Origin of the sequence: Streptomyces sp. NPDC101393, assembly GCF_044767385.1 — a bacterium.
In the GTDB taxonomy this organism is placed as follows: Bacteria; Actinomycetota; Actinomycetes; order Streptomycetales; family Streptomycetaceae; genus Streptomyces.
On the sequence record NZ_JBIWNU010000001.1, the window covers coordinates 593,986 to 618,202 of the forward strand.

At 73.0% G+C, this 24,217-nt stretch carries 17 protein-coding genes; 5 read left to right on the forward strand and 12 right to left on the reverse strand.

Annotation, left to right across the window (positions count from 1 at the left end):
* Window positions 1-86 precede the first annotated feature (86 nt).
* Window positions 87-713 carry a M48 family metallopeptidase gene (locus tag ACIRQ7_RS02560; protein ID WP_403666940.1) on the reverse strand — a complete coding sequence of 209 codons (627 nt, stop codon included), beginning with the start codon at window positions 711-713 and terminating at the stop codon, window positions 87-89.
* Window positions 714-919: 206 nt separating this feature from the next.
* On the opposite strand from ACIRQ7_RS02560, the gene ACIRQ7_RS02565 reads away from it, so the two are divergent.
* Both ACIRQ7_RS02565 and ACIRQ7_RS02570 read left to right on the forward strand, forming a co-directional pair.
* Window positions 920-2,056, forward strand: a complete 1,137-nt coding sequence (locus ACIRQ7_RS02565) for a ThiF family adenylyltransferase (RefSeq protein ID WP_404260077.1) — start codon at window positions 920-922, stop codon at window positions 2,054-2,056.
* Window positions 2,057-2,091: 35 nt separating this feature from the next.
* Window positions 2,092-3,552: an ABC1 kinase family protein gene (locus ACIRQ7_RS02570; protein ID WP_401462771.1), complete on the forward strand. Its 1,461-nt coding sequence runs from the start codon at window positions 2,092-2,094 to the stop codon at window positions 3,550-3,552.
* Window positions 3,553-3,631: 79 nt separating this feature from the next.
* Here the strand turns inward: ACIRQ7_RS02570 and ACIRQ7_RS02575 are convergent, their stop codons facing one another.
* The 5 genes from ACIRQ7_RS02575 to ACIRQ7_RS02595 form a co-directional block, all read right to left on the reverse strand.
* Window positions 3,632-3,832 carry a hypothetical protein gene (locus ACIRQ7_RS02575; RefSeq protein ID WP_404259274.1) on the reverse strand — a complete coding sequence of 67 codons (201 nt, stop codon included), beginning with the start codon at window positions 3,830-3,832 and terminating at the stop codon, window positions 3,632-3,634.
* Between the two features lie 98 nt (window positions 3,833-3,930).
* A complete protein-coding gene (locus ACIRQ7_RS02580; protein WP_401462767.1) occupies window positions 3,931-4,248 on the reverse strand; it encodes a hypothetical protein in 318 nt (105 codons plus the stop codon).
* Entirely contained in the window at window positions 4,245-4,598 is a 354-nt protein-coding gene (locus ACIRQ7_RS02585) for a WhiB family transcriptional regulator (RefSeq protein ID WP_401462765.1), read from the reverse strand. Before ACIRQ7_RS02585 ends, ACIRQ7_RS02580 begins: the two co-directional genes overlap by 4 nt.
* A gap of 120 nt (window positions 4,599-4,718) precedes the next feature.
* A complete protein-coding gene (locus ACIRQ7_RS02590; protein WP_404259277.1) occupies window positions 4,719-5,045 on the reverse strand; it encodes a hypothetical protein in 327 nt (108 codons plus the stop codon).
* Between the two features lie 143 nt (window positions 5,046-5,188).
* Window positions 5,189-7,414 (reverse strand): ATP-dependent DNA helicase UvrD2, encoded by a 2,226-nt coding sequence (locus ACIRQ7_RS02595; protein ID WP_403666949.1) that lies wholly within the window; start codon window positions 7,412-7,414, stop codon window positions 5,189-5,191.
* Window positions 7,415-7,696: 282 nt separating this feature from the next.
* Between ACIRQ7_RS02595 and ACIRQ7_RS02600 the strand changes: the two genes are divergently transcribed.
* On the forward strand, window positions 7,697-7,954 hold the full coding sequence (locus tag ACIRQ7_RS02600; protein ID WP_401462759.1) for a mycoredoxin: 258 nt from the start codon (window positions 7,697-7,699) through the stop codon (window positions 7,952-7,954).
* A 134-nt stretch (window positions 7,955-8,088) separates the two neighbouring features.
* Here ACIRQ7_RS02600 and nudC read toward each other — a convergent pair whose 3' ends face one another.
* From nudC to ACIRQ7_RS02625, 5 genes are all read right to left on the reverse strand, one after another.
* A complete protein-coding gene (gene nudC / locus ACIRQ7_RS02605; protein ID WP_401462757.1) occupies window positions 8,089-9,024 on the reverse strand; it encodes an NAD(+) diphosphatase in 936 nt (311 codons plus the stop codon).
* Between the two features lie 77 nt (window positions 9,025-9,101).
* Window positions 9,102-10,502 (reverse strand): dipeptidase, encoded by a 1,401-nt coding sequence (locus tag ACIRQ7_RS02610; protein ID WP_404259279.1) that lies wholly within the window; start codon window positions 10,500-10,502, stop codon window positions 9,102-9,104.
* Between the two features lie 10 nt (window positions 10,503-10,512).
* Window positions 10,513-14,817 (reverse strand): UvrD-helicase domain-containing protein, encoded by a 4,305-nt coding sequence (locus tag ACIRQ7_RS02615; RefSeq protein ID WP_404260079.1) that lies wholly within the window; start codon window positions 14,815-14,817, stop codon window positions 10,513-10,515.
* Between the two features lie 222 nt (window positions 14,818-15,039).
* Window positions 15,040-18,474, reverse strand: a complete 3,435-nt coding sequence (locus tag ACIRQ7_RS02620) for an ATP-dependent helicase (protein WP_404259280.1) — start codon at window positions 18,472-18,474, stop codon at window positions 15,040-15,042.
* A gap of 248 nt (window positions 18,475-18,722) precedes the next feature.
* Window positions 18,723-19,199: an MGMT family protein gene (locus ACIRQ7_RS02625; RefSeq protein ID WP_404259282.1), complete on the reverse strand. Its 477-nt coding sequence runs from the start codon at window positions 19,197-19,199 to the stop codon at window positions 18,723-18,725.
* Window positions 19,200-19,387: 188 nt separating this feature from the next.
* On the opposite strand from ACIRQ7_RS02625, the gene ACIRQ7_RS02630 reads away from it, so the two are divergent.
* Together ACIRQ7_RS02630 and ACIRQ7_RS02635 are read left to right on the forward strand one after the other, a co-directional pair.
* Window positions 19,388-22,420, forward strand: coding sequence for a flippase-like domain-containing protein (locus ACIRQ7_RS02630; protein WP_404259283.1), 3,033 nt, complete (start codon window positions 19,388-19,390; stop codon window positions 22,418-22,420).
* Window positions 22,421-22,643: 223 nt separating this feature from the next.
* Window positions 22,644-22,907, forward strand: coding sequence for a hypothetical protein (locus ACIRQ7_RS02635; RefSeq protein ID WP_404259284.1), 264 nt, complete (start codon window positions 22,644-22,646; stop codon window positions 22,905-22,907).
* Between the two features lie 101 nt (window positions 22,908-23,008).
* Here the strand turns inward: ACIRQ7_RS02635 and moeZ are convergent, their stop codons facing one another.
* Window positions 23,009-24,187, reverse strand: a complete 1,179-nt coding sequence (gene moeZ, locus ACIRQ7_RS02640) for an adenylyltransferase/sulfurtransferase MoeZ (RefSeq protein ID WP_401462748.1) — start codon at window positions 24,185-24,187, stop codon at window positions 23,009-23,011.
* Window positions 24,188-24,217: the final 30 nt, after the last annotated feature.

A 24,217-nucleotide genomic window follows, 5' to 3' on the forward strand; every position in this document is an offset into this window, starting at 1 on the left:
CTGTGAGTTCGTGTGCGCGCCAGGCTAACCGCTCGCGCCGACAGCAGGCGATCCCGGGGCACGCCCGATGTCACACGGGACGCGGGTCATTCACTGCGGGCGGCGGGCAAATGCGGCAGGCGGTCGGCGGCGACCACCCCTTCGAGATAGCCGCGGGCCCGTTCCGTGCGGGGGTAGGTCTCCAGCAGGCGCCAGAACCTCGGGCCGTGGCCCGGTACGAGGAGATGGGCGAGCTCGTGCAGCAGGACGTAGTCGATGACGTACTCCGGCATGCCTTGCAGGCGGTGCGAGAGGCGGATGCTGCCCTCGGCCGGGGTGCACGACCCCCAGCGGGTGTTCTGGTTGGTGACCCAGCGCACCGACGCCGGCCGCGCCCGGCCGTCCAGAAACTGGTCGGAGAGCCGCTCGGCGCGCTCGGCCAGCTCGCCGTCGCCCAGCATCCGCTTGCTCTCCTGGGCGGCGAGCTTGTCCAGCATGACGGTGACCCAGCGCTGCTCCTCGGCCGCTGACATACGGGCCGGGATCAGGACGATCGTGCGGTCGCCGTCGCGGTAGGCGGAGACCGTTCTGCGCCGCCGGGAACTGCGGCGCACCTCGACCGCGCTCGTCCCTGATCCGCGGCTCTGCGGGCTCGGCGCAGCCCTGCGTGGAGTGTCTGCGGCGCGGCGCAAGGGTGTCTCTCCGGAGCCGCGAGGGGAAGGGTCGGCGGGCACGCGTCCGACGTTACCCGCTGGCACTGCGGGAAGTCCCGACCCACGGTCGGTTCGCCCCGGAAACCCATCCACAGCGGGCGCGGCTTGTACGACTAATGGCCCTGCCTGTGGATAACTTTCCCCGCTGTTCCGCCGCCCGTCGCATGCTGGGTTCCGGTCGCCGATGGACGGGACGACGAAGGACGGGGGCGGATGTCATGCATCCCATGCTCAAGCCCGCGCTGCGGCGCGGCTGGCGGGACAGGGAAACGGTGCGGTTCGGCGTGGCGCCGGCGCATGCGGTGGTGGTCGGCCCGGTCGACACCGCGACCGGCAGCTTCCTCGGGATGATCGACGGCACCCGGAACATACAGCAGCTCCTCGCCGACGCCAGGTCGTTGGATCTGCCGCCCGACCACGTGCGGGGAGTGGTGGACCGGCTCGGCGCGGCCGGGCTGCTGGAGGCTCCGGCGGCGGGCGGCCCGGCGGCCGACGCGGTACGCGCGGACGGGCCGGCGTACGAACGGCTCAGGCCCGATCTGGCCTCGCTGTCCGTGCGGCATCCGGAAGCCGACGGCGCGTTGGGCCGGATAGGGGCGCGCCGGGCGGTCCGTGCCCGGGTGCGCGGGGCGGGGCGAGTGGGTGCCCAGGTCGCGGCGCTGCTCTCGGCCGCGGGTATCGGCCGGGTGGACGTGCTGGACGGCGGCACGGTCGAGCCGTGGGACGTGGTGCCCGGCGGGCAGTCCGCCGAGCGGGTCGGCGAACGACGCGACGCGTCGGCGCGGCGGCTGGTCCAGCAGTCCTCCCCCTGGAGCCGCCGCCCGCGCCCGAGAGTCCCCGTCAGCGACTCCGGCGAGCCGGGGCTGTCCCTGGTGGTGCTGACCCCGCGTGACGGCCTCGCCGCGTACGCCCCCGATCCCGTCCTGTCCGAACCCTTGGTCACGGCCGGTATCCCGCATCTGTACGCGGGGGTGGTGGAGGGCACGGGTGTGGTGGGCCCGCTGGTGCTGCCCGGTGGATCGGCCTGCGCCGGCTGCGACCAGCTGCGGCGTACGGACGAGGAGCCGGCCTGGCCCAGGCTGCTCGCGCAGTGGCGTTCGGGGCGGGGATCCCCGGCGATGCCGGCCTGCGACGGCGCGTTGGCGACGATGGTGGCGGGGCTCGCCGCCGTCCAGGCGCTGACGTTCCTCGACGGTGAGCTGCCACCGTGCACCGGTGCGCGGATGGAGCTCGCACTGCCGTGTGCGAGTGTGCGCACGACACGGATCGCACCCCATCCGGAGTGCGGCTGCGGCGCTGCCGCTTCGCCGATGGAGGCACACGCCTCGGATCCTCGGCCGCGACACGCCACAATGACGGAGTAACCCCGGTAGGGGGACAGTGTGAGTTGGAGGGGCGCATGTCTGATCTTCCCCGCAAGGCGGTCACCCGCACCGCCAAGCTGGCCGCGCTGCCACTGGGATTCGCCGGCCGCGCCACCTGGGGCCTGGGCAAGCGGATCGGCGGGAGATCGGCCGAGATCGTCGGCCGCGAACTCCAACAGCGCACCGCGGAACAGCTCTTCAAGGTCCTCGGGGAACTCAAGGGCGGTGCGATGAAGTTCGGGCAGGCGCTGTCCGTCTTCGAATCGGCGCTGCCCGAGGAGATCGCCGGCCCGTATCGCGCGGCGCTGACCAAGCTCCAGGAGGCCGCGCCGCCGATGCCGACGAGCACGGTGCACTCGGTGCTGGCGGAGCGGCTGGGCGAGGACTGGCGGGAGCTGTTCGAGGAATTCGCGGACAAGCCCGCGGCGGCGGCGTCGATCGGGCAGGTGCACCGGGCGGTGTGGCACGACGGCCGGGACGTGGCCGTCAAGGTGCAGTATCCGGGGGCCGGCAAGGCACTGCTGTCCGACCTGGCACAGCTGAGCCGCTTCGCGCGGCTGCTGGGCCCGCTGATCCCGGGCATGGACGTCAAACCGCTGATCACCGAGCTGCGCGACCGGGTCGCTGAGGAGCTGGACTACGCCCTGGAGGCGGAGGCCCAGCAGGCACACGCCGAGGAGTTCGCCGACGACCCGGATGTACGGGTGCCGGCCGTGGTGCACCAGAGCGACCAGGTGCTGGTCACGGAGTGGATGGAAGGGGTGCCGCTGTCCGAGGTGATCGCGGACGGCACCGAGGAGCAGCGGGACCGCGCCGGCCAGCTCCTGGCCCGCTTCCTCTTCTCCGGTCCCGTCCGCACCGGCCTGCTGCACGCCGACCCGCATCCGGGAAATTTCCGGCTCCTCACGGGGGACTCCCCGGACGGACCTGTCGAGGAATGGCGCCTGGGGGTGCTCGATTTCGGCACGGTCGACCGGCTGCCCGACGGGCTGCCGCCCACGATCGGGACGTCGCTGCGGATGACCCTGGACGGCGAGGCCGACGCGGTCTACCAGCTGCTGTGCGAGGAGGGCTTCGTCAAGGAGACCATCGAGCTGGACCCGGAGGCGGTGCTGGACTACCTGCTGCCGATTATCGAGCCCGCACAGGTCGAGGAGTTCACCTTCACCCGGAGCTGGATGCGGAATCAGGCGGCCCGGATCGGCGATCCGCGCTCCCCCGCGCACCAGTTGGGCAAGCAGCTCAACCTGCCGCCCGCGTATCTCCTGATACACCGTGTGACCTTGAGCACGATCGGAGTGCTCTGCCAGCTGGGGGCGACGGTCCGGCTGCGGGACGAACTGGAGACATGGATGCCGGGCTTCGTCCCTGAGGAGGAGCCTGCCGCCTCGGAGCTCGCGGACCCCGCCGCCGTCGGCACGGAGGCCGATCCGGACGCGGACGCCGAGGCGGACGACGACGTGGTCGAGGGGGCCGTCAAGGAGAGCACGGCCTGAGCCCGGCGGCCTGGAGCGGGCCCGGTGCCGGGCCCGCTCAGGCTCCCCCTCCTGAAAGAGCTTCACCCCGTCACGTGTCTCACCATCCGCTCGAATCCAGGCGGCTCTCGATGGCCCGGATGTTCTCCCGCGCGCAGCCGTCGCAGAAATAGCGACGCTTACCGTTCTCGACGGAGCAGGTCCAGGTCAGCGGTGTGCCCTCGGCGACCGCGCCGCACTGGGCGCACACCGTGTTCTCGGCGGTCAACTCCGCCTGTTCATGCGTCTTCTGGTCCACCATCCGACGATATCCCTGTCAACCACGCGAAGCGGGATACAACGCACCACGGGGCCCGCCCTGTCGGACGGACCCCGTAGGAGCGGCAGCGCTGTGCTGCCTTACTGCATGACTGCCATGGCCAGCGCACGCCGGGCACGGAGCGACGCGCGCTCGGCGCGCCGCTGCATACGCCGCGCGGCGGCAAGCCGATGCGCCCTGCGTTCGGATTCAGCCTCTTGGAGGCGTTGGTCCATATGGGCACGCGCCAGGGCTTCTGGGATGAGTTGCATTTCGTGGTTCCTGTTCTGGCGCGACTCGATCGCACCGGAGTTCACAGGGGCGGGCGTTTCGGTGGAGGTGGGGTTCATCGTGGGGACCTGCTTCTGGGGATCCCGTGTGACGGGACGGTCGATCGTTCCTGTGCCGGTGGAGTTCATGCCGCGACCGGGTTCTTGCGCGGACGGCCACGCGGACGCTTCCGGGCCACGACGACGCCCTGGACGAAGAGCTCGCCGCCCCAGACGCCCCACGGCTCACGCCGGTCCTTGGCGCCGGCCAGGCAGGCCTCGCGCACCGGACAGGTCTGACACAGGGTCTTGGCGTACTCGACGTCGGCCGGAGACTCCGCGAAGAAGACCTCGGGGTCGTAGGTCCGGCACGGAACAGCGGCGCCGAGGCGGTCGATCTCGTCGTCGAGCTCGGTGAGGGGCAGCAAGGAGTTCTCCTGAGGGTCGGGCGGTGGGATCAGGTCGGTCGCTACGGACGGGGTGTGCGTCTGGAGTTGCACTGTGGTGTGTTCCTCGTCGGTTCGGCCCGGCTGGTGGCTGGGCGCATCGGGCAAGCAAAAGGGCCGCGGATCCCGGTGTGGGTTCCGCGGCCCTGGAAGGTGCCGACCTGATCGTGCCGATCAGGCTGGATCTCTCCAGGGTTCGAGGCCGCGGTAGGCCCACATTTCATGCTTCGTCTGGTACTGCTCCGGGGATCCGGCACCATTGGCCGCCGCGAAGGCAAAGGCATTCACCTTTGCTGCCGCTGCTGCTACCGCAGGTGCCTCGGTCGGTCGCGCGATGCGCTCGCTGCTCGTCAGAGCCACGAGGGACTCGGGGCGCGCGACCTCGGTACCGGACAGGCGGCCGAAGCCGGACAGACCGGTGCCGAGAAGCGAGGAGCCGAGGGCGCAGGTGGCGACGACCGAGAGATCGGTCATTTTGCTGGTCTCGTTAATGCTGATCACTGGGCTCGCCTCCTCTCGGCGTCTCGGTGGACCGGGGATCCCGTTCCAGGCTTGTTCAAGTACAGCACGGATCCATCGGATCTCGGAAGGTCCGTCGTCTCCGTGCTTGTGAAGGCTATGGGGCCGTGCTCCGCGTGCGCAAACTATTTTTCCGACGAGTTTTCCGCGGCGTCTTCGGAACCCTCTTCCGAGGCCCCCGCGAGCTCCTCGCCGGCGCAGAGCGCCAGTACATCGGTGCCGTACCGGTCGAGCTTTCGCCGTCCCACTCCTGAGATGGCCGCGAGCTCCGGTTCGGTTCCCGGAACGGCCTCGGCAATTGCCATCAGCGTCTTGTCGGTGAAGACGCAGTACGCGGGCTGGCGGGACTGCTCGGCCTGCCCGGCCCGCCAGTCGCGCAGCCGCTCGTAGAGCGCCTCGTCGAGGTCCGAGGGACAGTCCTCGCAGCGCATCAGCTTCATCTCACCGGCAGCCGTGAGCGTTTTACCGCAGACGCGGCAACGGGCCGGCCCGCGATTCTTGCGGCGGCTCGCCCCCGCTGCCCCGGCGCCGCGCTCGACACCGCCCGAGGCCGCCCCCGGCGTACGGCGGGCGGCGGACGCTCCGGAGCCCGGCCGGAGGCCGTCGAGGAAGCGACTGGGACGACGGGAGGCCCGGCCGCCGGGCGAGCGGGCCAGCGACCACGACAGGCCGAGGTGCAGGCGGGCACGGGTGACGCCCACGTACAGGAGGCGGCGCTCCTCCTCGACCTGTTCGTCGGTCTTGGCGTAGGTGATCGGCATCATGCCCTCGGTGAGGCCGACCAGGAACACGGCGTCCCACTCCAGGCCCTTGGCGGCGTGCAGCGAGGCGAGCGTCACGCCTTCGACGGTCGGGGCGTGCTGGGCGTTGGCCCGCTCGTCCAGCTCGGCGACGAGGTCGGCGAGGGTGGCGGCGGGGCGGGCCTTGGCGAAGTCCTCGGCGAGCCGGACCAGGGCAGCCAGGGATTCCCAGCGGTCGCGCACCGCGCCGGAGCCCGCGGGCGGCTCGCCGGTCCAGCCCATGTCGCTGAGCACCGCCCGCACCTCGGACGGCAGGTCGACGGCGTCGTCGAGCAGGGCGTCATTGGCGCCGAAGCGGGCGGCGCCACGCAACTTGATGCCGGCCTCGCGTACCTCCGGCCGCTCGAAGAACCGCTCCGCGCCGCGCAGCTGGTAGGGCACGCCGACATCGGCCAGTGCCTGTTCGTAGACCTCGGACTGGGCGTTGATGCGGAAGAGGACGGCGATCTCGCTGGCGGGGACGCCGGAGGCGATGAGGTCGCGGATACGGCGGGCGGTGCCCTCCGCCTCCGCGGGCTCGTCGGCGTACTCGACGTAGCCGGGCTCGGGGCCGGCCTCGCGCTGCGAGACCAGCTCCAGGCGGTGTTCGGCGGCCCGGCCCTTGGCCTGGGAGAGCAGGCCGTTGGCCAGATGGACGACCTGGGGTGTGGAGCGGTAGTCGCGGATGAGCTTGACGACCGTGGCGTTCTGGTGGCGGGTGCGGAAGTTGAGCAGGTGGTCGGGGGTGGCGCCGGTGAAGCTGTAGATCGTCTGGCTGGCGTCGCCGACCACGCAGAGGTTGTCGCGCTCGCCCAGCCACAGGTCGAGCAGCCGCTGCTGGAGCGGGCTGACGTCCTGGTATTCGTCGACGACGAAGTGCTGGTACTGGGAGCGGACCTGCTCGGCGATGTCGTGCCGGTCCTGGAGCACGCCGACGGTGAGCAGCAGCACGTCCTCGAAGTCGATCGTGCCGCGATCGCGCTTGAGCTGTTCGTAGGTGCCGTAGATCTGCCCGATCTCGGCCGGGTCGCGGGGGGCGTCGCGGCCGGCCTTGGCGACCGCGGCCGGATAGTCGGCGGGCACGGTCTGGGTGACCTTGGACCATTCGATCTCGCCCGTGACATCGCGCAGCTCGTTGCGGTCGAGGCGGATGCGGCAGCGGGCGGCGGCCTCGGCGACGAGCTGCACCTTGCGCTCCAGCAGCCGGGGGACCTCGCCGCCGACGGCCTTGGGCCAGAAGAACTGGAGCTGGCGCAGCGCGGCGGAGTGGAACGTCCTGGCCTGGACGCCGCCGGCGCCGAGCTGCCGGAGACGGCCGCGCATCTCGCCGGCCGCGCGTGCCGTGAAGGTGACAGCGAGCACACTGGCGGGCTGCAGGATTCCGGCTCGCACGCCGTACGCGATCCGGTGGGTGATCGCGCGGGTCTTGCCCGTGCCGGCGCCTGCCAGGACACACACCGGACCGTGCAGGGCCGTCGCGACCTCCCGCTGCTCGGGGTCGAGCCCGTCGAGCACCGCGTCGGGAGAGTCGGGGACCTGCGGGAAAAGAGAGGAGTCCGTTGCTGGTGTCACCCCGCCATGCTGCCAGGTCCGCGACGGCGCCCGGAAAGTTGTCCACAGGCGCCGGGTCCGGTCGTACTTTTCGCGGACGGTGGGGACGGTCGGCGGCAGGGCCGCGGCGGTCCGGGCACGATCGGACTCACCGGCTCGGGATCACGGGCCGGCCGAGCGGGGGAAGGAGCTGGGGGATGAAGCGGGAATTGCCGGAGCGCGGTGTGCGTTCTTTCTCTTGTCGTCGCGCCGGACACGGCGTCGGCGGCGTCGGATCACCCTTAACGAAGGAGCGCGGGACGCATGGCGGGCACTGTGACGATGTACAGCACGACCTGGTGCGGTTACTGCCGTCGGCTGAAGGGCCAGATGGACCGCGAGGGCATCGCGTACACCGAGATCAACATCGAGCACGACCCGGAGTCCGCGGCTTTCGTGGAGAAGGCGAACGGCGGCAACCAGACGGTGCCGACCGTCCAGGTGGTGCCCTCCGCCGGTGCCGAGGCCGTCGTCATGACGAACCCGAGCCTCGCGCAGGTGAAGCAGGCCCTCGCCGTCTGACGAGCCGCATCGGAGCAGGGTCTCCGAGCGGAGCGAGGGCCCCGGGGAACTCCCCCGGGGCCCTCGTCCGTCCCTGCGGCCGTCCGGCGCCACCGGCCCGTCGCGGGACGGAAGGTGTGGCGCGGGGACTGCGATCAGGGCTTCGGCAGCGGCTTGCCGTACCAGAGCTCGATCAGCCGGGCCGCGATCGAGATGCCGTACGGCGGGAGCACCTCGCCGGATTCGAAGGCGGCGCGCAGGTCCTCGCGGGAGAACCACCGGGCCTCTTCGATCTCTTCGCCGTCGACCTGGATCTCCGAGGACGTGGCGCGGGCCATGAAGCCGAGCATCAGGCTGGACGGGAACGGCCAGGGCTGGCTGGCGACGTATTCGACCTCGCCCACGACGACACCGGCCTCTTCGAAGACCTCGCGGGCCACCGAGTGCTCGATCGACTCCCCCGGCTCGACGAAGCCGGCCAGGGTCGAGAAGCGGCCCTCGGGCCAGTGGACCTGGCGGCCCAGGAGCGCGCGGTCCTCCTCATCGGTGACGAGCATGATCACGGCGGGGTCGGTGCGCGGATAGTGCTCGGCACCGCAGGCCTGGCAGCGGCGGATGTGACCGGCGGCGGCGATGATCGTGCGCTCACCGCAGCGGGAGCAGAAGCGGTGCAGCCGCTGCCAGTTCTCCAGGGCCACGGCGTGCACGAGCAGGCCGGCATCGCGAGGCGAGAGCAGCAGACCGGCCTCGCGCAGACCCGCGGGGCGCGCGGACTGGTCCATGCGGCCGGGCAGCGAGTCCTTCTGGAGGGCGAAGTAGCTGACGCCGTCGTCGTCGGTGCCGAGGTAATAGCGGTGCGCCTCGGTCATGGGGGCCTCGAAAGAGGGCGTCATGATCAGCTCGGTGCGGCCGTCGGGGGTGTCGTCGATCAGCGCCTGGCCGCCGGACACCACGAAGACGCGCGTCGTCGGGTGGCTCCAGGCTGCCGCCAGCCAGGCCTCGTCGAGGCGGTGGTGGGCGGCGCGGTCGATCCCGCTCGGTGCGCTGAAGGTGAGCGGCCGGTCGGCGCTGTGGGCGGTCCAGGTGGTCACTGCTGTTTCCAACTCCCCCTGTGGCGTGGGTGATTGCTGTGTAGGACGCGGAACGGTGACGGCGGTGCCGGCGCGGGTCAAGCGGGGCGCCAGCTGTCCGCCAGGTCGCCCCACAGGTGGGCGGCCGTCTCGACGCCCTTCATCAACAGGTCGAGCTCGACCTTTTCGTTCGGTGCGTGCCAGCCGTCGGACGGAACGGATATGCCGAGGAAGAGGACCGGGACGCCGAGGACGTCCTGGAGGTCGGCGGCGGGGCCGGAGCCGCCCTCGCGGGTGAAGCGGATCTTCTGGCCGAAGGCCCGTCCCATCGCGCGGACCACGGACTGGAGCGCGGGGTGGTCGAGGGGGGTGAGGCAGGGGCGGGTGGCGCCCCAGAAGGTGATCTCGTGGCGGATGCCCGCCGGGAGGCGGGCGGCGACCCAGTCGCGTACGGACTGCTGGACGGCCGCTGTGTCCTGGCCGGCGACGAGGCGGAAGGAGAGCTTGAGCTGGGCGGTGGAGGGCACCACGGTCTTGCCTCCGGGGCCCTGATAGCCGCCGCCGATGCCGTTGACCTCGGCGGTGGGGCGGGCCCAGATCCGTTCCAGGGTCGTGGCGCCCTGCTCGCCCAGGGTGGCGTGCGAGTGCGCGGTGCGCAGCCACTCGGACTCGTCGAACGGCAGCTCGGCGAAGAGTTCGCGCTCGCGGTCGGTGAGCTCGATCACGCCGTCGTAGAAGCCGGGGACGGCTACCCGCCGGTCGTCGTCGTGCAGGGCGGCGACGAGACGGGCCGCTTCGGTGGCGGGGTTGGGGACCGCACCGCCGAAGGAGCCGGAGTGGATGTCCTGGTCGGGACCGTAGAGGTCGATCTGGCAGTCGGTCAGGCCCCGCATGCCGGTGCAGACCGTCGGGGTGTCCTTGGACCACATGCCGGTGTCCGACACGATCACGGTGTCGCAGGCGAGGCGGTCGGCGTGCCGGGCGATCAGGGCGGGGAAGTTCGGCGAGCCGGACTCCTCCTCACCCTCGATGAGCAGCTTGAGGTTGACGGCGGGGGCCGTACGGCCGGTGGCCGCGAGGTGTGCGCGGACACCCAGGGTGTGGAAGAACACCTGGCCCTTGTCGTCGGCGGCGCCGCGGGCGTAGAGCTTGCCGTCGACGGTCTGCGGCTCGAAGGGGTCGGTGTGCCAGCCGTCCTCGCGGGCGGCGGGCTGCACGTCGTGGTGGCCGTAGACGAGGACGGTCGGCGCGGACGGGTCCCCGGAAGGCCACTCGGCGAAGACCGCGGGCAGGCCGTCGGTCTCCCAGACCTCGGTGGTCGTGAAGCCGGTGTCGGCAAGCTTCGCGGCGAGCCATTCGGCGCTGCGGCGCACATCGGCGGCGCGCTCCGGGTCGGCCGATACGGAGGGGATGCGCAGCCACTCGGCGAGGTCGTCGAGGAAGGTGTCGCGGTGGCTGGTGAGGTACGCGTGGACGGCGCTGTCCGGGGTGGTGCTCATACGGCCGAGCCTATCGGCCTTCGGGGGCAGGCCCGTCGGCGGTCTCACCGAGCAGGATGCGCTCCAGCCCGGCCCGGCCCGGCAGCCGGGTGGGTCTGACGACCTCGCCGCTGCGGACGTACAGGAAGGCTGCGTCGACGGCCGACGGCGGCAGGCCGTGCCGCTCGGCCCAGGCGAGGCGGTAGATGGCCAGCTGGAGCGGGTCGGCGGAGTGGGCCCGGCCGGTCTTCCAGTCGACGACCTCGAAGCGGTCGCCGCCTTCGGGGGTGCGCTCCTTGTAGACGGCGTCGATCCGGCCGCGGATGATCCGGCCGGCGAGGGTGAGCTGGAAGGGGGCCTCGACGCGGTACGGGGTGCGGCGGGCGTACGGGGTGCGGGCGAAGGCCTCCTTGAGGGCCTCCAGATCGCGTTCGTCCACGATCTCCGGCTCCTCGCCGGGCTCGGCGCCCGGCAGCTCGTCCGGGCCGAGCAGGGGCAGCGTCAGCTCTTCGAAGCGGGACTCCACCCAGGCGTGGAACCTGGTGCCGCGCCGGGCGGCACGCTGCGGTGGGTGCGGCATGGGGCGGGCCAGCTCGCGGGCGAAGCCGTCCGGATCGGCGGCCAGCCGGAGCAGTTGGGTGGCGCTGAGCGCGGATGGGAGCGGGACGTCCCGGACGCGGGCACGGGAGCGCCGCAGTTCGCCCGCGAGCGCATCCAGGTCACGGTCCCAGGACCCCACCGTGCGGCGCTCCTCAGGGAGGAGGGCCCGGGGGGCTGAGGCGGCATCGGCCGGGCCGAAGGGGTCGTCGGCGTCGCCGGAGCCGTGGGCGTCATCGAAGCGGTGGGTGTCGCCGGAGCGGTGGGTGTCGTCGGAGCGGTGGGTGTCGTAGGCGTCGGGGGCGCCGGAGGGGGTGGAGGTGCCGGAGGGAGTCGAGGAGCCCGCACGGGACGGGTCCCATCGGGCGTCCGCGCGGCCCGGGTCTTCCGATTCGTCCGGGGCCGAGCGCTGGGCGACCACACGGGGCCGGAGCGGGGCGTGCCCGTGGGCGGGGGCGGCATCGACGTCGGAGTCCGGGCCACTCATAGCGGGATCCGGACCACTGATCGCAGGATCCGCGCCGAGCCCCTCGGCGTCCGGGCCGTGTGCCCCAAGGCCCGGACCGTAGGACTCGGCGCCCGAGGCATCGGACTCGACGTGCGGGCCGTAAGACTCATCGTCCCGGCCGTAAGACTCGGGGTCCCGGCCGTAGGACGCGGCATCCGGGCCGTAGGACTCAGCATCCGGATGGTGGGCATGCCGGCCCAGCCCGGGGCCGCCGGTGTACTCGTCAGCCCCGGCACCGTCGGCGTACCCGTCAGCCTCCGCGACACCGGTGCACCCATCCGCCCCCGCACCGTCGGTGTACCCGTCAGCCCCGGCACCGCCGGTGTACCCGTCCGCCTCCGCGACACCGGTGCACCCGTCCGCCCCCGCACCGTCGGTGTACCCGTCAGCCTCCGCGCCACCGGTGTACCCGTCAGCCTCCGCGCCGTCGGCGTACCGGTCCGGGTCCGTGTCGTCGGCGAAGGGGTCCGGCTCCGGGATGTCGTACGGGGCGTCCTCCGTCTCGTCGTCCGGTGGCGGGGGCCATTCCGGGTCGTGGGCGAAGAGGGACTCGGGGGCGGAGGGGGCAGTGGCGGGGCCGGTGAGGCCGTGGCCGGCTGCCAAGGGGGGCTGGAGGTCCGCCGCGTCCGGGGAGGGCGTGGTGGCGCGGCGGCGGGCCAGGTGGGTGCGGACCGTGGCGGCGGCGGCGCGGCGGCGGGCGGTGGCGACGGGGTCGAGCGGGAGCGGCCAGGCCTGCTCGGCGGCGGCCTCGGCGAGGGCCGGATTCTCCGCACCCTCCTCGGGGGCGTCCGCCCAGGCCTCGATCTCGCCGTGACCGGCCTCGCAGTGGGTGCGCAGCGCCTCCAGGAACGAGGAAGGGCCGCGCGGCCGCTTCTGGTTGGGGCCCCACCAGTGGCCGGAGCCGAGGAGCAGGGAACGGGGGCGGGTGAAGGTGACGTAGCCCAGGCGGAGTTCCTCGGTCGCCTGGTGGTGCTTCATCTCCTCCTTGAAGTCCTTCAGGCCGCGCGCCGCCCATTCCCCGACGTCCGGGAGGGTGGCGGCGTCACCGCGCAGGGCGTGGGGCAGGACCTTGGGCTGGGTGATCCAGGACTCCCGGGCCTGTTCGCTGGGGAACTGCTTGCCCACCAGGCCGGGCACCGCGACGACGTCCCACTCCAGGCCCTTGGACTTGTGGGCGGTCAGCACCTTGACGGTGTTGTCGCCGCCGGGGAGTGAGCTGTCCAGGCCCTTTTCGTGCCGCACGGCGGTGCGCAGGAAGCCGAGGAAGGCCAGCAGGGACGCTTCGCCGTCCAGGGATGCACCACCCTGCTTGGCGGCGAATCCGGCGGCGATGTCGAGGAAGGTGCCGAGGGTTTCGCGGCGGCGGGCCGCGAGGGCGTGCGGCGACGCGGACAGCTCCACCTCCAGGCCCGTGGTGGCCAGGACGCGGTGGAGGACGTCCATGAGCGGATCGCTGAGCGAACGGCGCAGGTCGCGCAGCTCGGCGGCGAGGTGGGCGAAGCGGACGCGGGCCTCGGCGGAGAACGGCAGGCCGTCATCGGGGCCCTCGGCTTCGAGGAAGGTGTCGAGGGCGTCCGCGAGCGAGATGGTTTCGGCCGGGTCGACGCCCTCCACGGCCGCCGCGAGGCGCTGTTCCGGGTCCTCGGACGGGCCGCCGTGGTGGACGAGGGTGCGTGCGCGGCGGCCGAGGAGCGCCAGGTCGCGGGGGCCGATGCGCCAGCGGGGGCCGATCAGCAACCGCACCAGGGCGGCGTTGGCCGTCGGGTCCTGGAGCACTTCGCAGACGGCGACGAGGTCGGCGATCTCGGGGAGGTGCAGCAGCCCGGAGAGGCCGACGACCTCCACGGGGACGTCCCGGGCGACCAGCTCGCCCTGGATGCGGGCGAAGTCCCCGGCCGTACGGCACAGCACGGCGATCTCGCCGGGCGGGGTGCCCGTACGGACGAGGTGGGCGAGGGAGTCGGCGAGCCAGGCCAGTTCCTCGGCGTGGGTGGGCAGCAGGGCGCAGCGCACCATGCCGTCGCGTTCGGCGCCGGGGGCGGGGCGCAGTGCCTCGACGCCGGCGTGCATCCGGCGCAGGGGGGCGGCGAGGCCGTTGGCGAGGTCGAGCAGCCGGCCGCCACTGCGGCGGTTCTCACTGAGGGCGAACCGTCGGGCGGGGGTGCCGTCCTCGAAGGGGAAGTGGTGGGGGAAGTCGTCGAGGTTGGCGACGGAGGCGCCGCGCCAGCCGTAGATGGCCTGGCAGGGGTCGCCGACGGCGGTGACGGCGTGACCGGTGCCGCTGCCGGTGCCGGCACCGAAGAGGCCGGAGAGCAGCAGCCGTTGGGCGACGGAGGTGTCCTGGTATTCGTCGAGCAGCACGACCTTGAACTCGTCGCGCAGGATCTGGCCGACCTCCGGGCGGGTGGTGGCGAGGGTCGCCGACAGGGCGATCTGGTCGCCGAAGTCGAGGAGGTCACGGCGGCGCTTCTCGTCGCGGTAGGCGCCGACGAGGTCGAGCAGCTCCAGCCGGCCTCGGACGGTCTCGGGGACCTTGCGCAGATCGGCGTTGGAGAGCTTCACGCCGTCGAGGGCGGCCTGCAGCCCGGTGTCGTAGGCGCGCAGGTCCGCCGGCTCCACCAGATGCTCGGCCAGCTCGCCGTCCAGGGCGAGGAGGTCCTCCACGAGGGACGGCAGGGATTTGGTGAGCGCCGGATAGGGGCCGGGGGCGGCGCGCAGGACGCGGGCGGCGAGCTGGAAGCGGGTGGCGTCGGCGAGGAGCCGGGCGCTGGGCTCCAGGCCGATCCGCAGGCCGTGGTCCTTCAGGAGCTGCCCGGCGAAGGCATGGTAGGTGGAGATCCGCGGCTCGCCCTGGGGCTGCTCGGGGCCGCCGTCGAAGGGGTCCGGCGCGGCGGTGCCCGCGGGGGCGGTGGCCGGGCGGCGGGCGGGGGCTTCCGGGTCGGTGACGCCGGCGGCGAGGAGGGCGCTGCGGACGCGTTCGGCGAGCTCGCCGGCGGCCTTGTTCGTGAACGTCAGCCCGAGGACCTGCTCGGGGGCGACCTGGCCGGTGCCCACCAGCCACACCACGCGGGCGGCCATCACCGTCGTCTTGCCCGAACCGGCTCCGGCCACGATGACCTGCGGGGCGGGCGGGGCGGTGATGCACGCCGTCTGCTCCGGGGTGAACGGGATGCCCAGGAGCTCTTTGAGCTGCTCGGGGTCGGTGAGGCGGGCCGCGCCGGTGGGAGGCACCGGGTCGGTGCGGGGGACGGAGCCGGGGTCGCGGGCCGGGTCGGAGATGCGGGCTGACACGTCCGAAACCGTAACCGGCCGCACTGACAATCGCGGCCGGCCGGGGGACCGGCGGACCGGCCGACCACCCCCGCTCCCGGCCGGCCGGGAGCCCGCGGACGAGACGCGGCGTCGCCGCCCCGACCGACCGGGCGCCCCCGCCCGGCCTGCCCGCCACCGGGCTCACTCCACGATGTGCCGTCCCTCGGGCTGTGCGCTGCACGAGGCCCGGAAGGCGCAGTGCGTGCAGTGCGTCCCGGTCGTCGGCGTGAACCGCTCCTCCAGGACCCGGCCGGCCGCGGTGGCGAGCAGGTCGCCGACCCACTCCCCCTCCAGTTGCTGCTGCGCCTGGACGGCGGGCAGTACGTCGCCGCCCTCCTTGCGGGGCGCGCCCAGGCGCAGATGCACCAGTTCGGCGCCCCCGGGGCCGGGGGTGCTGCCGCCGAAGGCGTCGTCGACGGCGCCCTCGCGGACCGCGAGCTGGTAGACGGCCAGCTGGGGGTGGCGGGCGACCTCCGGCCCGGTCGGTTTCTGCTTGCCGGTCTTGAAGTCGACGACGTAGGCCCGTCCCTCGGCGTCGCGCGCGACCCGGTCCATGCTGCCGCGGATACGGACCTCGTAGGCGCCGGCTTCGAGGGTGACGTCGAAGCCGTGCTCGGTGGCGACGGTGTCCCGGCCGTGGGTCTCGCGCTCCATGACGTGCCAGCGCAGAAAGCGTTCCAGGGCGGCGCGGGCGCTGTCCTTCTCCTGGCGGGACTTCCAGGGCGCGTCAAAGGCGAGCGCGTCCCATACGGAGTCCAGCCGCTCCATCAGGACGGTCAGATCGGCGGGTGCGCGCCCGGAGGCGACCTCGTCGGCGAGGACGTGGACGACGTTGCCGAAGCCCTGCGCGGCGGTGGACGGGGCGTCGGCCTTCACCTCGCGCCCCAGGAACCACTGGAGGGAGCAGGTGTTCGCGAGCTGGTCCAGGGCGCTGCCCGACAGGACCACCGGCCGGTCGCGGTCGCGCAGCGGGACGGTGCTGTGGGTCGGTTCGTGCAGCCCCCACCAGCTGTCCGGGTGGGCGGCCGGCACCAGGGGGTTCCCGTCCTCGTCGGTCAGGGCCGCCAGCTTCGCGAGCCGCTGGGCCGCGGCCTCGCGCAGCGCGGGGGTGGCCGCGGGGTCGACCGTGGTGGACCGCAGCTCGGCCACCAGCGCGGCGACCGCGAGGGGGCGGCGCGGGCGGGCCGTGACGTCCTGCGGGTCGACGCCGAGTTCGGTCAGGAAACGGGACGGCTGGTCACCGTCGTCCGCTGCGGCCTTCACCGCCGTGACCACCAGCCGCTCCCGGGCGCGGGTCGCGGCCACGTAGAACAGCCGGCGCTCCTCGGCGAGCAGCGCGCCCGGTGTGAGCGGCTCGGCCAGGCCGTCCCGGCCGATCCGGTCCGCCTCCAGGAGCGAGCCGCGCCGCCGCAGGTCGGGCCAGAGCCCCTCCTGGACACCGGCGATGACGACGAGGTGCCACTCCAGGCCCTTGGAGCGGTGCGCGGTCATCAGCCGTACGGCGTCCGGGCGGACCGTGCGGCGGGTGAGGGTGTCGGCGGCGATGTCCTGTGCGTCCAGCTCCTCCAGGAAGTTGAGGGCGCCGCGTCCGCCGGTGCGCTCCTCGGCGCGGGCGGCGGTCTCGAAGAGCGCGACGACGGCGTCCAGGTCCCGGTCGGCGTTGCGGCCGGCCGCGCCGCCGCGCCGGGCCGTGCGCTCCAGGCGGCCCGGCCAGGGGGTGCCGTCCCACAGTTCCCACAGCGCCTGTTCGGCGGTGCCGCCACCGGCCAGCAGCTCACGGGCCTTGCGCAGCAGCACCCCGAGCCGCTGCGCGCCACGGGCGTACGCCGGATCGTGCGCCACCAGGCGCTGTGGTTCGGCGAGCGCCTGCGCGATCAGCTCGTCCGAGGGCCGCGGCAGCGGCTGCCCGGCGGCCCGCTCCTCCTCGCGCAGCGCGCGGCCCAGCCGCCGCAGGTCGGCGGAGTCCATCCCGCCGAGCGGTGAGGTCAGCAGCTCCATGGCGGTCTCGGCGTCGAGCCAGGCGGGGACGGTGGGAGCGGGAACGGCGGCGTCGGGCCCGCCGGCGGGGCCGTCATCGGGCGCCTGTGCCTCCGCCGCGTCGGGTCCGCCGTCCTGCTCCGGCACCGTGGGCTCCCCCGGCGTCCCGAGGGCCGCCCGCGCGGCCGCCCGGAGTGCGCCCAGCAGCGGCGCGACGGCCGGTTCGTGCCGGAGGGGCAGATCGTCGCCGTCGATGTCGAGCGGCACCCCAGCAGAGGTGAGCGCACGGCGTACGGCGGGGATGGAGTGCCCGCCGGCGCGGACGAGGACGGCCATGTCGCGCCAGGGCACGCCGTCCTCCAGGTGGGCGCGGCGCAGGATGTCCGCGATGTTGTCGAGTTCGGCCCCCGGTGTCGGGTACGTGAAGGCCTCGACCCGGCCGCCGTCCCGTACGGGCGCGGGCTCGCGGTGTGCGCGGACCTTCCGCGCCGGGAGGCGGGTGAGCGGCATCCGCCGGGCGAGCAGCCGGGTCGCCGCCAGGAGGGCGGCGCCCGACCGCCGGGAGGTGCCGAGGACGTGCACCGCGGCGGGGGTGCCGTCGCCGCGGGTGAAGGTCTCCGGGAAGTCGAGGATGCCGTTGATGTCGGCGCCCCGGAAGGCGTAGATCGACTGGTCGGGGTCGCCGAAGGCCACCAGGGTGCGGCCGGGGCTCCCCGGTGTGGCGGCGGCTCCGTGGTTGCCGGCGAGCGCCCGCAGCAGCCGTACCTGCGAGACGTCGGTGTCCTGGTACTCGTCGACGTACACCGCGTCGAACGCACCGGCCAGCTCGGCGGCGACGTCGGTCCGCTCGGCCAGCAGGACGGCGCGGTGCACCAGTTCGGCGTAGTCGAGCACGCCCTGGGCGTCGAGGACGTCGAGGTATTCGGCGAGGAAGCCGGCCGCGGCGCCCCAGTCGGGGCGGCCGGTGCGGCGCGCGAAGTCCGCGAGCGCCTCCGGTCCGAGGCCCAGTTCGCGGCTGCGGGCGAGCACCGCGCGGACCTCGTCGGCGAAGCCGCGGGTCGTCAGGCAGGCGCGCAGCTCGTCCGGCCAGCGGGTCCGGGCCCGGCCCGCGTCCGCCAGTTCGGCCTGGCCCTCCAGGAGTTCACGGACGACGAGGTCCTGTTCGGGGCCGGACAGCAGCCGGAGCGGGTCGGCGAAGAGGTCGGCGTCCTGGTGGGCGCGGACCAGGGCGTAACAGAAGGAGTGGAAGGTCGTGGCCTGCGGGACGGCGCTGCCGCCGAGGCGGGCGGCCAGCCGGTCGCGGAGTTCGACGGCGGCTTTGCGGCTGAAGGTGAGGACGAGGATCCGCTCGGGATCGGCGCCGTCGCGTACCCGGCGGGCGACCGACTCCACCAGCGTCGTGGTCTTGCCGGTGCCCGGTCCCGCGAGGACGAGGGCCGGTCCGTGGTCATGGTCAACCACAGCGCGCTGGGCTGCGTCCAAGACAGGAGGCTCCACCGTCCCCGCCGGGGTGCGCACCAACCGGTACGCGCCGGAGGCATCCCGCCGCGCCGCCCGGTGCGGCCGCGTCGGCGGAAGGGCCGAGAAGGAGGAACTCAAGTGGATCGCCGGTCCTGGTGGGAGTGCTGGTCGTCGTGCGGTGCGTGAGAACGGGTCGGGGGCCTGCGGGGCGGGCGGCGGCGGACGCTGTGCCGCGGCGCGCCCCCGGGACCGCGGTGGCGGCAGGCCCCGACGCTACGCCGCCCGGCGCCCGGACCGCGGCGCGTCCCGCGACCGTGTCGGCGCCGGACGCGGCCCCCAGGCTACGGGGGCGGCGCCGGCCGGCCGGGGCGCGGGCGGCTGCCGCCTCAGGGGTGCCGCCCGTCGCCCTCCCCGGCGCCGGGCGAGCCGTCCGCCGGGGAGTCCTCGCCCGTGGGCGCGCCGTCCCAGCGGGCCCCCCGCATGTCGAGCCGGGGTATGTGATTCTCGTCGCGCGCCGCCCGCGAGACGGTGCGCAGCGGCGTCCCCTCGTCGCGGTAGTGGGCGAGCGCGCGCAGCTCGCTGCCCGGCAGCAGCAGGCCGTCCGCGCGCACCACCCGCCACCAGGGCACCGCCCCGCCGTAGAGGGCCATCACCCGGCCGACCTGGCGCGGCCCGCCCTCCTCCAGCCACTCCGCGACATCGCCGTAGGTCATGACCCGGCCGGCCGGGATCAGCTCGGCGACGCCGAGTACCCGCTCGGCGTACTCGGGCAGCTCACCGGGCCCGTCGGGCGGCCCGCCGCCGGCCCGGCCGGCGCCGTCGTCCGCGGCGTGATGCGCCGCCGTGTCTCCGGTCCCACTCATTCGGTCCATCCTGCCGCACCCCACCGACAACGGTCCCCGATATCCGGCCCGGCACCCCCACAAGGACGGTGGCGACCCGCCGCGGGCCCCCTGCGGTGGCGGGCGTTCCGCTTCCCGCGCCCCCGAAATGCCCCCCTGATGCCCCCCACCGCCGCTCGGCCGTGCCACCATCTTCCGGACGGTGACTGGTGATACGAGACAAAGAAGAGACGGCTGAGCAGCAGGGTGCGGTGCCTCCAGGGGAGGCGGGCGCCCCTGACGCGCTGACCGCCGACGCCACCGACGCCGACCCGGAACCACCCGCGCGGACCACGCGGCCGGACCGGCAGGAGGCGGAACAGGGGAAGCACCAACGGAAGCCCTCCACGGCTTCCGCTACCGAAAAGGCGAGCACGATCGAGAAGGCCGAACGACCTGAGGCGTCCGAGAGGCCGGATGGGCCCACGGAGCCCGAGCCACCCGAGCGGCAGGAGAAGGGACCGCACGAGGAGGACACCCAGCAGGGGGACGAGCAGCAGGCCGCGCGCCCGGGGGACGCGCGCCAGGACAGCACGCCCCCGGACGGCGCGGAGCGCGGCACGCCCCGTACGGGCTCGCACCGCGCCGACCTGACGGCCGACGCGTGCGGCGAGTTCCACGTCGACCGGGTCTCCGGCGACGAGCCGCTGCTGCCCGCCCGGGTGCACCGCCCCTCCGACCTGCTGCGGCTGCTCCTCGGCATCGCGGGCATCGCGCTCGTTCTCGGGCTGGCCACCTTCGCGCACGGCACCACCCAGGGCCTGGAGAACGACATCGGCAACGGCGCCGACGCGGCGCCCCGGCTGCTGATCAACCTGACCGGCCTGACCTCCAGCGTGGCGGTGCTGATCGTCCCGGTGGCGTTCGCCGTCGAGCGGCTGATCAAGCGGGACGGCCTGCGGATCGCGGACGGTGTGCTCGCCGCGGTGCTCGCGCACGGCGTCTCGCTCGCGACCGACCTGTGGGTCGCCGAGGCCGCCCCCGGATCCATCCGCGACGCGCTCACCAACCCGCTGGAGAACGGCGGCCTCACCGCCCCGGTGCACAGCTATCTGGCGCCCGTCATCGCCTATATGACGGCGGTCGGGATGTCCCGGCGGCCCCGCTGGCGGGTCGCGATGTGGTGCGTGCTGCTGCTGGACGCCTTCGCGGTGCTCGTCGGGCGCTACACCACTCCCTTCGCGATCGTCACGACCGTGCTGATCGGCTGGACCGTCGCCTTCGGCACCCTCTACGCCGTCGGCTCGCCCAATGTCCGCCCCACCGGGCAGAACCTCCTCGCGGGGCTGCGCCGGGTCGGCTTCCATCCGGTCAGCGCGATGCGCGCCGAGGACTCCACCAACCCGGACCACCCCGAGCAGGCCGACCGCGGCCGCCGCTACATCGTCACCCTGGAGGACGGCCCGCCGATCGACGTCACCGTCGTGGACCGCGAGCAGCAGGCCCAGGGCTTCTTCTACCGCGTCTGGCGCCGCCTCTCGCTGCGCGGTATCAACCAGCGCCGCAGCCTGCAGTCGCTGCGCCAGGCCCTGGAGCAGGAGGCGCTGCTGGCCTACGCCGCCATCGCGGCCGGCGCGAACGCCCCCAAGCTGATCGCCACCTCCGAGCTCGGCCCGGACGCGGTGATGCTCGTGTACGAGCACATCGGCGGCCGCACCCTGGACTCACTGGCCGACGAGGAGATCACCGACGCGCTGATGCACAGCGCCTGGCGGCAGGTCGAGGCCTTGCAGTCGCGGCGGATCGCCCACCGCCGGCTGGTCGGTGACGCCCTTCTGGTGGATCGTTCCGGCAACATCGTGCTGACCGAGCTGCGCGGCGGTGAGATCGCGGCCGGCGACCTCGTGCTGCGGATGGACATCGCCCAGCTGCTGACGACCTGCGGACTACGGGTCGGCGCCGAGCGCGCGGTGGCCGCGGCCGTGGAGGTCCTCGGCCCGGACGCGGTCGCCGACAGCCTTCCGCTGCTCCAGCCGATCGCGCTCAGCCGGACGACCCGGGCGACGCTGCGCCACCTGGCCCGGGAGCGCTCCAAGCGGGAGCGCGAGGCGGTGCTGGCGGCCTCGGAGGCCGCGAAGGAGGCCCGGGAGGCGCGGGCCGCGGCCGGGCACAAGGACCGCAAGACGCTGCGGGCCGAGAAGAACGCGGAGAAGAGCGCCGAGAAGCGGGCCCTGGACGAGGCGTCGGAGGGCGCCCGCGAGGAGGATCTGCTCGCCCAGATCCGCCAGCAGGTGCTGCTGGTCCGCCCGACCGCGGTGATCGAACCGGCCCGTCTGGAGCGGCTGAGTCCGCGCATCCTGATCAGCTGGATCGCCGGCGCGTTCGCGGTCTATCTGCTGCTCTCGCAGCTGACCAACTTCAACCTCGGCGACGTGGTCAGCGAGGCCCAGTGGGTGTGGGTGCTGGTCGCGATGTTCTTCTCGGCGTTCACGTACATCGCCGCGGCGATGAGCCTGCTCGGGTTCGTCACGGAGAAGGTGTCGTTCGTCCGGACGGTCATCGCGCAGATCGCGGGCAACTTCGTGAAGCTGGTGGCGCCCGCCGCGATCGGCGGCGTGGCCCTGAACACCCGCTTCCTGCAACGTGCCGGGGTCCGGCCGGGCCTCGCGGTGGCGAGCGTCGGCGCGTCCCAGCTGTTCGGTCTGGGCAGTCACATCCTGCTGTTGCTGACCTTCGGCTACCTGACGGGCACCGAACGCGCCCCGCAGATCTCGCCGTCCCGTACGGTCATCGCCGGCCTGCTGACCGTCGCCGTGCTCGTCCTGGTCGTCACGGCGGTCCCGGCGCTGCGCAAGTTCGTCTCGACACGGGTGCGTTCCCTGTTCGCGGGCGTGGTCCCGCGCATGCTGGACATCCTTCAGCGCCCCCGGAAGCTGATCACCGGCATCGGCGGCATGCTGCTGCTGACGGCGGCGAACGTGATGTGCCTGGACGCCTCGATCCGGGCGTTCGGCGGCGGCGACATCAGTTACGCCAGCATCGCGGTCGCCTTCCTCGCGGGCAACGCGCTGGGCTCGGCCGCGCCGACACCGGGTGGTGTGGGTGCCGTCGAGGGCGCGCTGATCGCCGCGCTGACGTTCGCCGGACTCACCGGCGACACCGCGTTCCCCGCCGTACTGCTCTTCCGCCTGATGGTCTTCTGGCTGCCGGTGCTGCCGGGCTGGGTGGCGTTCAACTACCTGACCCGCAAGGGCGAGATCTGAGTTCCTTGCCGCGCGCGAACCACGCCGGCACACCGCACCGACGCCCCGGTAGGCGGCCATGAGCGGCGCCCGCTGGCCGCGCGGGGCGCCCGGGGCCGTGCTCCGGACGCCGAGTGTGGTGACAACCGTGTCGTGCGGCCGCGGACGTAAGGGAAGACATGAGGGAAGGAAGCTTGTGTATTCCGAACTGCCCGATCTGGAACCGCTCTCACCCTCGGATGAGATGCTGCAGCGGGAAAGCCGAGTCTTCGCGCATGTCCTGTCCGGACTGGGGCTCCTGGCGCCCTGGGTGCTCGTCTACCTCTCCGTCACCAACGGGACGCGAGTGTGGCTGACCGTCCTGAATCTGGTGGCCGTGTACGCGTGCCTGGCCCTCCGGATGTACGGCCGGCGCAACGATCGGCAGCGGCTCGTCACATGGGGCGGTTTCGGGGCTGTGGGTTCCCTGGCGTTGTGTCTCGTGGTGGTGTCGGCCCTTCAGGGCTGACGCTTGTGGCGCGGCAGCGCCCCGGCCCTCCTGTGAGCCGCTCCGAAAAACGCCGATCGGCGGGTTGCGGCACCGTGCCGCAACCCGCCGATACGGGCGGATCAGTAGATCGGCTTCTCCGGCTCGACCGTGTTGACCCAGCCGATGACGCCGCCGCCGACATGCACCGCGTCGGCGAAGCCGGCGGACTTCAGTACGGCGAGGACCTCGGCGGAGCGGACGCCCGTCTTGCAGTGCAGGACGATCTTCTTGTCCTGCGGGAGGTTCTGCAGGGCGGTGCCCATCAGGAACTCGTTCTTGGGGATCAGCTTGGCGCCCGGGATCGAGACGATCTCGAATTCGTTCGGCTCGCGGACGTCGATGATCTCGATCTTCTCGTCGCCGTCGATCCACTCCTTGAGCTGCTTGGGAGTGATCGTCGAACCGGCCGCGGCCTCCTGGGCCTCCTCCGACACGACGCCGCAGAAGGCTTCGTAGTCGATGAGCTCGGTGACGGTCGGGTTCTCGCTGCAGACCGCGCAGTCGGGGTCCTTGCGGACCTTGACCTGGCGGTAGGTCATCTCCAGCGCGTCGTAGATCATCAGGCGGCCGACCAGCGGGTCACCGATACCGGCCAGCAGCTTGATCGCTTCGTTGACCTGGATGGAGCCGATGGACGCGCAGAGCACGCCCAGCACGCCGCCCTCGGCGCAGGAGGGGACCATGCCGGGGGGCGGGGGCTCCGGGTACAGGCAGCGGTAGCAGGGGCCGTGCTCGCTCCAGAACACCGACGCCTGGCCGTCGAAGCGGTAGATCGAACCCCAGACGTACGGCTTGTTGAGCAGCACGCAGGCGTCGTTGACCAGATAGCGGGTGGCGAAGTTGTCCGTGCCGTCCACGATCAGGTCGTACTCGCCGAAGATCTCCATGACGTTCGTGGAGTCGAGGCGCTCCTCATGGAGCTTGACGTCGACGTACGGGTTGATGCCCAGGACCGAGTCCTTGGCGGACGCGGCCTTGGAACGGCCGATGTCGGCCTGGCTGTGGATGATCTGGCGCTGCAGATTCGACTCGTCGACCTCGTCGAACTCCACGATGCCCAGGGTGCCGACGCCGGCCGCGGCCAGATACATCAGTGCGGGCGAGCCGAGACCGCCGGCGCCGACACACAGCACCTTGGCGTTCTTCAGCCGCTTCTGCCCTTCCATCCCCACGTCGGGGATGATCAGGTGGCGGGAGTACCTGCGGACCTCGTCAACGGTGAGCTCAGCAGCTGGCTCGACCAGGGGTGGCAGCGACACGGAAGACCTCAACAAAGGGTTGGTCCATCT